Origin of the sequence: Flavobacterium crocinum, from assembly GCF_003122385.1 — a bacterium.
In the GTDB taxonomy this organism is placed as follows: Bacteria; Bacteroidota; Bacteroidia; order Flavobacteriales; family Flavobacteriaceae; genus Flavobacterium; species Flavobacterium crocinum.
Map to the genome: position 1 here is coordinate 2979761 of NZ_CP029255.1, position 12938 is coordinate 2992698.

General features: G+C 33.6%; 11 protein-coding genes and 2 pseudogenes. 2 read left to right on the plus strand and 11 right to left on the minus strand.

What is annotated here, in order from left to right; translation table 11 throughout:
* Window positions 1-7: 7 nt before the first annotated feature.
* The 4 genes and pseudogenes from HYN56_RS13350 to HYN56_RS25280 all read right to left on the minus strand — a co-directional run.
* Window positions 8-772, minus strand: a complete 765-nt coding sequence (locus HYN56_RS13350; RefSeq protein ID WP_109192631.1) for a TIGR02757 family protein — start codon at window positions 770-772, stop codon at window positions 8-10.
* A complete protein-coding gene (locus tag HYN56_RS13355; RefSeq protein WP_109192632.1) occupies window positions 765-2462 on the minus strand; it encodes an LIC_10190 family membrane protein in 1698 nt (565 codons plus the stop codon). Before HYN56_RS13355 ends, HYN56_RS13350 begins: the two co-directional genes overlap by 8 nt.
* A gap of 1 nt (window position 2463) precedes the next feature.
* Window positions 2464-2910: pseudogene (locus HYN56_RS25275) on the minus strand (ABC transporter ATP-binding protein); the annotation flags it as partial.
* A 219-nt stretch (window positions 2911-3129) separates the two neighbouring features.
* Window positions 3130-3342 (minus strand): annotated as a pseudogene (locus HYN56_RS25280) (ATP-binding cassette domain-containing protein); the annotation flags it as partial.
* A gap of 419 nt (window positions 3343-3761) precedes the next feature.
* Between HYN56_RS25280 and HYN56_RS13365 the strand changes: the two are divergent.
* Window positions 3762-4046 (plus strand): hypothetical protein, encoded by a 285-nt coding sequence (locus HYN56_RS13365; RefSeq protein WP_109192634.1) that lies wholly within the window; start codon window positions 3762-3764, stop codon window positions 4044-4046.
* Between the two features lie 46 nt (window positions 4047-4092).
* Here the strand turns inward: HYN56_RS13365 and HYN56_RS13370 are convergent, their stop codons facing one another.
* From HYN56_RS13370 to HYN56_RS13400, 7 genes are all read right to left on the minus strand, one after another.
* Window positions 4093-6840 (minus strand): T9SS type A sorting domain-containing protein, encoded by a 2748-nt coding sequence (locus HYN56_RS13370; protein ID WP_109194798.1) that lies wholly within the window; start codon window positions 6838-6840, stop codon window positions 4093-4095.
* Between the two features lie 403 nt (window positions 6841-7243).
* On the minus strand, window positions 7244-7549 hold the full coding sequence (locus HYN56_RS13375; protein ID WP_109192635.1) for a DUF6787 family protein: 306 nt from the start codon (window positions 7547-7549) through the stop codon (window positions 7244-7246).
* A 31-nt stretch (window positions 7550-7580) separates the two neighbouring features.
* On the minus strand, window positions 7581-8015 hold the full coding sequence (locus HYN56_RS13380; protein ID WP_109192636.1) for a DUF6146 family protein: 435 nt from the start codon (window positions 8013-8015) through the stop codon (window positions 7581-7583).
* Window positions 8016-8334: 319 nt separating this feature from the next.
* Entirely contained in the window at window positions 8335-8898 is a 564-nt protein-coding gene (locus HYN56_RS13385; protein WP_109192637.1) for a DUF937 domain-containing protein, read from the minus strand.
* A 102-nt stretch (window positions 8899-9000) separates the two neighbouring features.
* Entirely contained in the window at window positions 9001-9951 is a 951-nt protein-coding gene (locus HYN56_RS13390) for a D-2-hydroxyacid dehydrogenase (RefSeq protein WP_091491293.1), read from the minus strand.
* Window positions 9952-10047: 96 nt separating this feature from the next.
* Window positions 10048-11118, minus strand: coding sequence for a 3-phosphoserine/phosphohydroxythreonine transaminase (gene serC / locus HYN56_RS13395; protein ID WP_109192638.1), 1071 nt, complete (start codon window positions 11116-11118; stop codon window positions 10048-10050).
* Window positions 11119-11211: 93 nt separating this feature from the next.
* Window positions 11212-12285 (minus strand): acyl-CoA reductase, encoded by a 1074-nt coding sequence (locus tag HYN56_RS13400; protein WP_109192639.1) that lies wholly within the window; start codon window positions 12283-12285, stop codon window positions 11212-11214.
* A 149-nt stretch (window positions 12286-12434) separates the two neighbouring features.
* Between HYN56_RS13400 and HYN56_RS13405 the strand changes: the two genes are divergently transcribed.
* Window positions 12435-12785: a 4Fe-4S dicluster domain-containing protein gene (locus HYN56_RS13405; RefSeq protein WP_109192640.1), complete on the plus strand. Its 351-nt coding sequence runs from the start codon at window positions 12435-12437 to the stop codon at window positions 12783-12785.
* Window positions 12786-12938 lie beyond the last annotated feature (153 nt).

Below are 12938 nucleotides of genomic sequence, written 5' to 3' on the forward strand. Positions count from 1 at the left end.
TAAAAACCTAAAACCCTTCAAAAACCCCCAAACCAAACAAAGCAAAATCATATTTTACAGGATCTTTAGCATCCATTTCTCTTAATTTGGTGTCCAATTCCAGTAACGCTTTGGCATCGTTTTGCTTTCGCGAAAGAATACCAAGTTTGCGGGCAACATTTCCGGAATGAACATCCAAAGGACAAGATAATACAGAAGGAGAAATAGTTTTCCAAATCCCTAAATCGACTCCTTTTGCGTCCTGACGAACCATCCATCGCAGGTACATGTTTATTCTTTTTGCTGCGGAATTATTTAATGGATCTGAAATGTGTTTTTGAGTTCGGGCTAAATGATCTGTTTCAAAAAAGATCTTTTTGAATTCACTGATGCTTTTTTGTAAACTATCTTTTTCCTGATTTTTAGCAAAGACATTTTCTAAACCGTTGTGGTTTTGGTAGATGTTTTTTAAGCCTTTTATAAAACCTGCAAAATCATGACCGTTGAAAGTTCTGTGAACAAACGTCTCCAGTTTGGCTAAATCTTCATCAGAATGCGACATAACGAAATCGTATGGGGTATTTCCCATTAATTCCATCATTTTATGCGAATTCTTGATAATCATTTTACGATTTCCCCAAGCAATAGAAGCGCTGAGAAAACCGGCAATTTCAATGTCTTCTTTTTGAGTAAAAAGATGCGGAATCTGAACGGGATCACTTTCTATAAAATCCTGATTATTATATTGAATGACTTTTTCGTCTAGAAATTCTTTTAATTCTGTACTATTCATTTTTAGTAAGTTGTTTGGAGTAGAATCCGTCTTTTAAATTGTTAGTCCACATTTGCGGAATAATGTGATAATATTTTTCGAAATAATCCAACTGCTGCTTGTCAACACAAGGAAGATTTCCATCGCCGTTAGCCCAGAAAAAGTCATTTTCTACTGGCGAATTATATTTTAAATTTCCTAATTGAATACTTTCAAAAGCAGTATTACTTTTCGAATTTTGATAAGGAAAAATACTGTTTTCTATCGAAAAATTACTGATTTTCAGCATGAATTTATGATTGGAAAAACGGTTAAGATTTACAGAGAAAAGCAAAGCAATGCAAGTGGGAAAAATGGATAGAATCAAAAAATATTGGATCGTTTTTTTTCCTGAGAAAATACTTGCGAAGCAAAAGAGAGAAAAGAACAATATAAAATTCATAAAGAATCGATACTGCGGAGAAGTTAATCCTAATAAAATCAATTGTAAGATCATTACAAAGTAAAGAATCCAGAGCGCTTTTTTGTTTTGGTATTTATAAATGAAAAAGGGCACAATTATGACTAAAAGTATACTTATTTTATTAAAGAGACCATTTAGTTTCGGCATTGAAAGCCAATGCAAAAATAATTGTGATACAGTCATTCCGTTATATTGTTCTGCAGTTATAAAAAAGCCATATGACTTAACTTGTTCGTAATAAAAGCTTTCTATTATATTAGGAATTGCATAATCAGTTGTAAAAACAGTGATTTTAGAGGGGAAAATTGGCGATCCACAGATTATCATGTTTTTAACGATGAAAAGTATACCTGTTAAAATCGTTACTGTGGCAGGTTTTATAAGTTCTTTAGAAAGAGATTTAAAATGAAAGACTAGCAGAGTAATTGGAATTATTGCAAATGTTAGAGTGGTGTTTTTTATATAAAGAATAAAGAGAACCAATAGTACAATAAGATTGAAAATTTCTGAAGTCATATTTTTCAAATTTTCTAAGAAATAGAAAAATAAAATGAAAGAAAAAATGTATACAGGAATATCCGGAGAAGGCGCACTGATAAACTGAAAAAAGAAAAGATTACATAAAGGGATCAGCCCAACAAACAGATAATTTTTGTTATTGTTTTTGAAATATTCGTCTAATTTCTGAAGAGAAAAAATGTTTCCCAAAAGCAAGCAAAAACCGCTTAAATCATTGAATTTTGGATATAAAAAAGAGAAATTAAAAACACTTTGGGTAATATGCCATCCGCTGGTTTGTCCTAAAAAAAGATGAAGATTTGCAAGTCCTTTTACAAAACCATATTCATTAAGCCATTTTATAGTTTGAATATAGTAAGATTCATTATCAATTACAAAAGGAATGGATGCGCATTGAGCTAAAATCAGAAAAGTGATAAGGATTAAAATAGCTTTTATTGTTTTTTGCAATTGAAGAAATTCAAGCCAGAATAATCTATAAATTTTGGTTATTGACTGACTAAATTTTAGAAGTAATAAAATATTTGTAATCAATAAGAAAATATGAAATTCTATATTAATTCTTCCAAAAATGGCCCAAATACTGGCTAAAATTGTTGCTAAAAATAATCCAAGGATAGAAGTAATGATAAAATTTTTGTTTTTTAAATCAAGAATTTTATTCGTCAGAAAACCTAAATTTATGGTTGTAAAAAGAATATATATCCAGCTGAATATAATTAAAACCATATTAGGAAATAATTTGTCCGTCTGACATTACTAACTTTCGGTCGGCCATATTAGCCAATTCTTCATTATGGGTAACAATAACAAAAGTCTGCCCGAATTCGTCTCTAAGCTGAAAGAATAACTGGTGCAGATTTTCTGCTGAATGTGTATCCAGATTTCCGGAAGGTTCATCTGCAAAAATGACATCCGGTTTGTTAATTAAGGCTCTCGCCACTGCAACACGCTGTTGTTCTCCACCGGAAAGTTCGCTTGGTTTGTGATTGATACGATGGGAAAGCCCCAGGAAATGGAGCAGTTTTTTAGCTTCGGCTTCGGTTTCTGATGTTTTTTTGCCTGCAATGTAAGCTGGAATACAAACATTCTCTAAAGCCGTAAACTCAGGCAAAAGCTGATGAAACTGAAAAATAAAACCTAAATTAAGATTTCGGAAATCAGATAATATTCTGTCTTGCTTACTTTTCTTTTTGAAATAGCGGTTGTAGTAAAAAAGCATTGTAATTATAGGCAAGAACAAAGTTATGCTTGCCACTAATCTAAGCGTGTCATCAAAAATTTTAGTTCTAAAAAATAATAAATAAATTGCTAAAAGCACAATATAAACAGATCCTGTCCAGGTAATTATTTTGAAAGTTTTTTCTTCTCTAGAATTATCATTTTTAATGTCTTGCAGTTCCAAAACATTTTTGCCATTTATGGTTAAAGAAGAATCCGGCGCATAATCCGGTTTGTCTAAAGTTCCAAGAATTTGCAGTAAGGTAGTTTTACCAGCTCCAGAAGCACCAACAATAGAAACAATTTCACCTTTCTTAATATGTAAATCAACTCCTTTTAAAACTTCAAGTTTATCGTAAAATTTATGTATGTTTTTTGCGTGTATCATTTAGTGAAACTGTTTTTACAAAGAAACGAAGTTTATCATCAATATCAAATTCTTGGATTTAAATTCCAAATTAGAAAATTCCAAATTCCAATATCAATTTCAAAAATCAATGTTAATTTAAAATAATCTAAAAGACACTAAGTAATAGACAAGCAAATTTCAAATAAGGAGCGCAGCGACTTTTAGGAAATCTAAAATCTAAAATCTAAAATCTAAAATCTAAAATCTAAAATCTAAAATCTAAAATCTAAAATCTAAAATCTAAAATCTAAAATCTAAAATCTAAAATCTAAAATCTAAAATCTAAAATTAAATAGGTACGTTTCTTGATATGGGAATTTAGAAATTAAATTTAATAATGAAATAATATAGTTTCGTGAATTATCTTTAATTTCGATTAACTTAAAAGTGAATGTGTTATGCAAGATTTAGAAGTTGCAGAAGATAACAGAATGTCAAAATTAATCATTGGTTTAATTTTGGACGCAGTAGGTATGTTGACCTATTCTGTTTTTGGATTAGGAGAATTGGGAGATGTAATCTGGGCACCTATTGCAGGGATTATAATGACGAGAATGTATAGAGGAAGAGTAGGGAAGGTTGCAGGTTTTTTGACTTTTCTTGAAGAAATATTGCCCTTTACAGATGTTATTCCGTCATTTACGCTGACATGGATTTATACTTACTTTTTCCAAAGGAAATAAAAAAAGCGGTTCTTTAAAAAAAAACCGCCTTTTCAGAATTACTAATTTATTGAACTATAATTTTTTTGACATATTGTGTTTTTTTGGTTTGTGGATTTATGACTTTGATTATAAAAACACCTTTAGAACGTAACTGAATATTTTCCTGAGTATTTCCTTTAATTTTTTGTTTTAATAATTCTTTCCCTGAAATATCATAAATTTTAAGATCTGAAATTTCGGTTTCTTCATTATCAATGTAAACTGAAAATGATCCGTTGCTTGGAATTGGCCAAACATTAAAAGAATTATTTGCCGTTTTAATTATTTCTTCGGTACCTAAATTTACAGTTTGTCCGCTTACAATATTTACTTTACGTTTCATTGTTCCTCCTTCTGAATCTGTTACAGTAAAATCAAAAGAACACAATCCGTTTGAAGCAGGTGTAAAGGCTACTGTGTCTGTGTTGAGTGTTGCATTTCCGTTTACTACATTTGAAATTGTATAAGAAACACCACTGGTAAAACCTCTTGATAATTTCTGGATATTAATATCAATTTTAGTGCCTTCAGGAGATTCATAACGTGGTAATGCCATCCATTGCAGGTATTTGTCCAGATTTGTGTATCCGTCCTGATCTGTATCAGCATTTGCATCTGAAAAATCGCCAATTGCAGAGTTTACATTTGTTCCGATTATAGTTTCCCACCAGTTTGGAAGTCCGTCCTGGTCAGTATCCCAGTTCGCGTCTCTCACCACAGTTGGATAAGATTCAAATCCGCCAACATCAGATTCGTTATCAGGAAATCCGGGTTTACCAGTTACACTTCCAACAGCAGAATAAGTCCCGTTTAAAGTTTCTGTTATGATTCGTTGATCGTGAAGATCAAATTCGGGTTGTGTGCATCCAACATCTGAAAGCACAATTTTGTATGCATTTTTAGCCGACTGCGTAGTTACATAAGATGGAAAAAACGGTGCATTTACAAAGTTTTCATAAGAAACCGTATTCCCTGAAACTTTTCGTCCTATAGTCTGGTTGTTTTCGTCAAAGTAGCCGGGCATTACGTTTCCGTTAAAATAGCATTGTTGCATACCAGTTCCCACACCTTCATTTTGTTGGTTAAAAGCAACAAATATTTTAGATCCGGCACCCGGTTTATAGTAATTGTTTACAAAATTCACTTCTTTTGTTCCTCCGTCGGTTGTTCTTCCTCCCCAATTGTAAACGACATTATTGGTAATATCCATTTTTCCTGTATAAGCACCGCTTCCGTCTAATCCGCCTCCAAGACTCCAGTTACGTCCGTAACAATGCGCTAACAGATTATGATGAAAACTTCCGATATCACCTCCAATTGTTGCTGCATAACCGTGTTCTGTGCCTGCAGGATAGTTTTGGTGATTAGCAGCATTTAAAGCCTCAGAAATTAATGTTCTTTGTAAGGTTATGTTTTTTCCGGATCTCGAGCTGAAAGATTCGTCAATTGTCCAGCTGATAGAGCAGTGGTCAATAATACTGTTATCGGCACCGGTAAGTCCCATTCCGTCATAAGTTGGGCCTGCTCCAACGCGCACTCGTAAATTTTGTACAACAGCATCATTTCCGGTTATTCCAAAAGGAGCAGAGCGAATACAAATTCCTTTTCCAGGTGCCGTTTGTCCTGCAACTGTTACATAAGGCTGACTTAAAACCAAACGGGATTGTAGCTGAATTACTCCGGATGTATTAAAAACAATTGTTCTTGGGCCAATATCATTGGTGATAGCCTCGCGGAAACTTCCCGGACCGCTGTCATTCAAATTAGTTACGGCTACTACTTTTCCGCCACGACCTCCGCGTGCAAATCGTCCATATCCTTCGGCATCCGGAAAAGCAAGTTGTGCAGGTCGAAAACGCCAGACATTTCCTTTTTCTACTCCGTTTGCTAAAACTTCATCTACACGCCAGTAATAAGTTGCTCCGGTATATAATCCGTTTACTTGAAATGAAGTGCTGGTTAATGCCTGATTGCCTTTAAATTCTGGTGAAGAAGGTGTTGCACTATCAACAGCTGCCTGATCTGTTCCGAAATAAATGTTGTGCGTAACAGCATTTGCCGCCGCTGTCCATTGCAATAATTTTCCTCCTGAAGTCAGTTCAACATGTTCGTCATTCTGTTTTGGATTCGGATTTGTTGCCTGATAGAAAATGTTTGGGGTATTTAGTTCAAAGCCATTTAAAATGAAATTTTTGACATTTTCTGTTCCCGAAGTTTCTGCAGCCATTAGAATAACGACATCATTTCCTGTTGTGGCCTGAAATTTTAAATAAGTAGATTTAGCATCGGCAGTTTTTGTTGCACGTACGGATGGAATTAAATTGTCAACAACAAGAGTTCCGTCAACAGAAATATCAATCGGACTGAAATTATTTCCCGTCGGACTATCAACATTATTAAAGAAGCCTAAAAATGTATGTTCACCTGCGGCTAATCCGCTTATTCTAAGTTCAATTTGTGCCCCTAAGTTTGCCGTTGTGCCTTTTACAGTAAGTCCGTCGCAAACTAATCTTGCGTAATAAGGGGCCTGAATTCCTGCTTTGTACCAATTGGTTCCTAATGCATCACCATTGGCTCCAACTCGGGTAACTGTAAAAGTTACGCCATTTTCGGTATAAGTACTGGTATTTCCTGAGGCGATAACCCAGGCAGTATAATCGGGGTCATTTACTTCAGTTTTTGGTCTTCCTGATTGATCAAAGTCGATTTTAACTATTGGATTTTGGGCAAAAATCTTTGTTATTGGCGCAATGAGACAGAGGATTGTCGCCATTACGGACAGTTTTAAGTAATTTTTCAGCATGTCAATTGTGGTTTGGTTAGTAAGTAAATAATCTTAGTTATAGTGTTTTAAATATTTGAAATTCAGTGTTTAAAACATTTTTAGCTATTGTAAAGTTTGTTATTACACAAAATAAAACTATCCTGCACCATCCTGTTCTGTATGCTGTTTTCTTAGTAAATCAGTATTAAAAAAATGAAGTATGTTTTTTTAATGCTAAAATTTTAAAATCTTTGTATTTGATAAATAAAGGGATTGCTAATAATGATGAGGGGTTAGAAATGCAAAATTTCTAAAAATGAATGAAAGTAAAATAAATGGTAAAATAGGATTAAGAAGAAGTCTTAACCAGAACGGTTTGTTCTAAAAAGTAGAAAATAACGGAATAGAAGCGTTAATCTTTGAAAAGGAATCCAAGTCCCATTCTTTTAAGCATTTTCTTTTCGAAATTCCAGAAGAAACGGAATTGTCCAAAAATAGTTCCAATAGCAACTAGTAAAACCTGGTAGACAGGAAGAATAATTAATAAACGAATAAGGGTAAACCAAACAGAGCCTAAATCTTCTTTGTGAATTCCTACCCAGTCACAAAAAGGTCTGGAAATCCATGCAGATGCCGATCCGGTGATGGCAAAAACAATAAGTATAATGATGGCTTGTAGGTTGGAGGTAATTCCCCAGCGTTTTTTGAATTTATTCATTGTTATTTGTAATGATTACAAATATAACATATTATCTGGAAGGAACATTACCCCAAAGCTTTTGTTTGTAGGTATTTTGAAAATAAATCATGTAATTGTAAATTAAGTAATTTACTTCATATCCGTAATGAATGTCAGGGCGATAATCGATACTCATTTCGTATAAATTTGGATTATAACGTTGTGGTTGTAAAACACGGTTATTCCATTCCGTTACATACAAATAGTTTTTGTTTTCCAGATAAGCCAAAGAATAATAATTACGCGGAAGAGCCCTGGATGCAAGCCAGGTATTGAAGCCATTATCAATTATAATAACCTCGTATTCTAATGAATCGTTTGCAATCCTGATTGTATCCCCTTGCTTTTTGTTTGGTACATTGTCATTGCTTGCAATCTTTTGCGATGTTGTTGAGCATGCAATTATTGTAGCTAAAACAATTAATATGGAAATACATTTTTTCATGTCCTAAATTTACAAATAAATGATTGGAAAAAGTTAAGAATTAACTTTTTTTAAGATACTAAGATACTAAGATACTAAGATACTAAGATACTAAGATACTAAGATACTAAGATACTAAGATACTAAGATACTAAGATACTGAGATACTAAGATACTGAGATACTAAGATACTGAGATACTGAGATGCTGAGATGGTGAGGTTTTTAAATTGATAAAAAAAAGCTGTCTCAAAAGACAGCCTTTTAGTATTTAATTTTTAAAAGCGTAGCAAGAAAGTCTTAGAATCTCAGTATCTTAGAGCCTTAGCTTCTCAAAAACTTTATTTACTTCCAAACAATTTTCCAATAAATCCGGCGATTCCTCCTTTGCTTTTAGTAACCACTAAAACATCGGCTACATCAACCTTTCCGTCATTGTTTTGGTCTAATCCGAATTGCATTCCGTATTTGGAAATAGTGTCCATTATTCCTGAAGCTTGTCCGCTGTTTCCGGATATTGAGTTGATGATATCAGAAATCTGAAAACTGCTGTCATTTGGATCTTTAGCTTTATTAACCAGAGAGCTTAAAATCTGCGGGATTAAATTAGATGCCACTCCGCTTGAATCTGCACTGCTAAGTCCGAATTTTTGACCAAGACTTCCGCTCAATTGTTGCTGAATTTGCTGTACAACAGGATTCGAACTGTCAATAGAAGAATTTCCGTTAAATAATCCGGCAATTTGATCAGTTCCGCCTTCAGAAACAATTTTTTTTAATCCTTCGAAGATTGAGTTACTGGTTTCGCTGATTACAGCTTCATTATGTTCGTTTGGAACAGCGCTGTTGTTTACCACTGCATTGCTTCCATATTGTTGTACTAATTGGGTTAATTGTTCAAACATGATTTTTAGGATTTAGATTAGAACTCAAATTTAAACAAAAAAAGAAAGGGATTTATTAAACGATGTTAATAAATCCCTTGCAAGTAATTTAATTATAGTTAATTAGCTTAACAAAGTGATAATTTGCGATGCTAATTCTGTACCAATTCTGTCTTGTGCTTCTCCTGTAGCAGCTCCAATATGCGGAGTCAAAGAAATTTTAGAATGCATTAAAATTGCCATTTCCGGTTTTGGTTCATTTTCGAAAACGTCTAGTCCTGCAAAAGCAACTTTTCCTGAATCTAAAGCTTTTACTAAAGCTACTTCATCGATAACGCCACCACGAGCACAGTTAACGATTCCGACTCCATCTTTAAGGATTTCAAATTCTTTTTCTCCAATGATGTATCCGTTTTGAGCAGGAACGTGAAGTGTGATGAAATCAGCTTCTTTGAATAAAGATTCTAAAGATTGAGAAACAATTTTAGTTGTAATTGATTGTCCGTCGAAAAATTCAACTTTTACATCAACTTCAGGAATAAAACTATCAGCAGCGATCACTTTCATGCCTAAACCAAGAGCCATTTTTGCTGTAGCCTGACCGATACGACCGATACCAACAATACCAAGAGTTTTACCTCTTAATTCAGTTCCGTTAGCATAGGCTTTTTTCAAACCGTCAAAGTTTGTATCTCCTTCAAGAGGCATGTTTCTGTTAGAGTCATGTAAAAAACGTACACCATTGAATAAGTGTCCGAATACTAATTCAGCAACAGATTCTGAAGATGAAGCAGGAGTATTGATTACATGGATTCCTTTGCTTTTTGCGTAATCAACATCAATATTGTCCATACCAACACCACCGCGTCCAATGATTTTAATTCCAGGACAAGCATCGATAATGTCTTTACGAACTTTAGTTGCACTACGAACTAAAATTACGTCAATGTTGTTTTCGTTTATATAGTTAGCTACTTGTTCCTGAGCTACTTTTGTAGTGATAACTTCAAAACCACCTTTTTCTAAGGCTAGAATTCCACTTTTAGAAATTCCGTCATTTGCTAATACTTTCATTGTATGTATTTTGTTTGTTTGGTTAATCATTTAATTGATTAAACCAATTTTAATTTTTTCTTTTTTTGTACTGTAAACTATGACTGCGACTGAAAACTAAACTTTAGTTTCCAATGCTTTCATTACATCAACCAAAACCTGAACGCTTTCGATTGGCATAGCGTTGTAGATAGAAGCTCTGTAACCACCAACAGAACGGTGTCCTGGCAATCCTGAAATATTTGCTTCTTTCCATAAAGCATCAAAAGTAGCTGTATGATCCGGATTGTTTAATAAGAAAGTTACATTCATATTAGAACGGTCTTCTACTGCAGCAGCGCCTTTAAATAATGGGTTTCTGTCGATTTCAGCATAAAGTAATTCTGCTTTAGCATTGTTTAATTTTTCAACAGCAGCGATTCCACCTTTTTCTTTAATCCATTGTAAAGTTAAAAGAGAAACGTAAACAGAGAAAACCGGAGGAGTATTGTACATACTTTCAGCTTTGATATGTTTAGCGTAATCTAACATACTTGGAATTGTTCTTCCGTTTTTGCCTAAGATTTCTTCTTTAACCACAACTAAAGTCGTTCCAGCTGGCCCCATGTTTTTTTGAGCTCCGGCATAGATTAAGTCGAATTTAGAGAAATCTAATTCACGTGAAAAAATATCAGAACTCATGTCGCAAACAACCGGAATGTTAGTTGCCGGGAATTCTTTCATTTGAGTTCCAAAAATGGTATTGTTGCTTGTGCAGTGGAAATAATCAGCATCAGCTGGAATTTCGTAACCTTTTGGAATATGTGTATAATTGTCATCTTTTGAAGAAGCGACAACAATAGTTTCACCGAAAAGTTTAGCTTCTTTTATCGCTGCGGTTGCCCACGTTCCTGAATCTAAATAAGCTGCTTTTCCGTTTTCTTTTAATAAATTATAAGGTGCCATTAAGAATGCTGTACTTGCACCGCCTTGTAAAAATAAAGCCTGATAACCTTTTCCCTGAAGTCCTAATAATTCTAAAGCAAGGGAACGAGCTTCCTCCATAACTGCAACGAAATCTTTACTTCGGTGCGAGATTTCAAGGATAGATAAACCTGAATCATTAAAATTTAAAATTGCTTTTGATGCCTTCTCAAAAACTTCCTGAGGTAAAATACTTGGTCCTGCGCTGTAGTTGTGTTTTTTCATGGTTGTTGTTAATAGTCGAAAATTTTAAAGACGCAAATTTCGTCAATAAGAGCCGAAAAAGCGTTAAAATATTCGAAATAATTAAACAATTTATTACTTTGTTGTTAACAAAAACGTTATAGTATCGACATTATCTGCGTAATCCCACAATTGCGGTTTTTGCGTTTCTCCAAATGCGATGCTGTCTGAAGTAAAATTACTGCTTACAATACACTGAATTTGTTCTGAATCGTTCTGTAAACGTTTTTTAAGTTCTTCGGGATTTTCGTAGTACTCATAAAAAACGCTCGAGATAGGCGAGGCGTAGCTTGAGTCCTCTTTTATAGTCAGAAAACCGTTGTCTAATAACTTGAAGTTACTCATTAAAAACACCGCTTTATTATAGTCGTAATTGTTGGCGTATTTTTCATAATGAATAACATCCTGATATTTGAATATAGCCTGAAAAAAGGCGTCAAATGAGTAGTCTTTTGGAACAAAAAGTTTCGAAATATTACGGCATCCTAAACCAAAATATCTAAATATATCTTCTCCTAAATTTTCTAATTCTTCAGTAGATTCTTTTCCGGTTAAAACTGCTGCTGAATTTCTGTTTTTACGAATAATTGAAGGTTTGTCTTTAAAATAATATTCAAAATAACGTGCTGTGTTGTTGCTTCCGGTTGCAATTACGGCGTCAAAATTTTCCAGTTTTCCTTCTACGAAAGTGATTCTGTCTTTTAAACTTTCATCAACAGCAATTAAATATTTTGCTAAAAAAGGTAGCAAATGCTGATCGTTTGATGATGTTTTAATTAAAGCTTTGTTGCCCGTTATTAAAACAGATAAAAAATCATGGAAGCCCACAAGTGGAATATTTCCGGCTAAAATCAAAGCAACCGTTTTTTCTTTTTTATCGGTTTGAGCAAATTCTGCTGTATATTTTGAAAGCCATTTTTCGAGGTTTTCTTCCGTTAAAGCTTCTGCCCAGGATTGTATTGAAAAATAAACTTGTTCTGGCGTATACCATCCATTATGAGATTGTGATAAATGAATTAGTTTTTCAAAATCGTCAAAAAAGATATCGTTATATAAAACGCTGGATTTTTGTATGGATCCTGTTTCGGAGAATTGACTTAAAAAATTTCCTAATTCAACAAAAACACTTTTTTTTGTTTCTAATGTCATAATGTTTGTTTATGAATTGTTTTGATTGTAATTTTGCACAAAAATAAGCATAATTAAGTCGAAAGTCAAAAGTCATCAAATCAAAAGCTATTCTTGTTTTTGTTTTGACTTTAGAACTTTAAGACTTTTAACTTTAAGACTAATATACGATGGCAATTATTATAACTGACGAATGCATCAACTGTGGGGCTTGTGAACCTGAGTGCCCAAATACAGCAATATATGAAGGAGCAGATGATTGGAGATATAAAGACGGAACTAGTCTTTCCGGAACAATAGTTTTACCTGACGGAACAGAGATTGATGCTGATGAAGCTCAAACTCCAATTTCTGATGAGGTTTACTATATTGTACCTGGAAAGTGTACAGAATGTAAAGGTTTCCATGATGAACCACAATGTGCTGCGGTTTGTCCGGTTGACTGTTGTGTTCCGGATGATAATCATGTGGAAGATGAAGAAACTTTATTAGAAAGACAGGCGTTCTTACATAATGAATAAGAATAACTGTTGATTTGAATATAATCCTGAGCTAAAAACTCAGGATTTTTTTTTACCCTGATATCAGGTATTTCTAAAAGTTAGTTTATTGATAACGAATGTTTTATTTTTTAGCTATTGCTTAATTGTTAAAAAAATAATACTTTAGTTAAA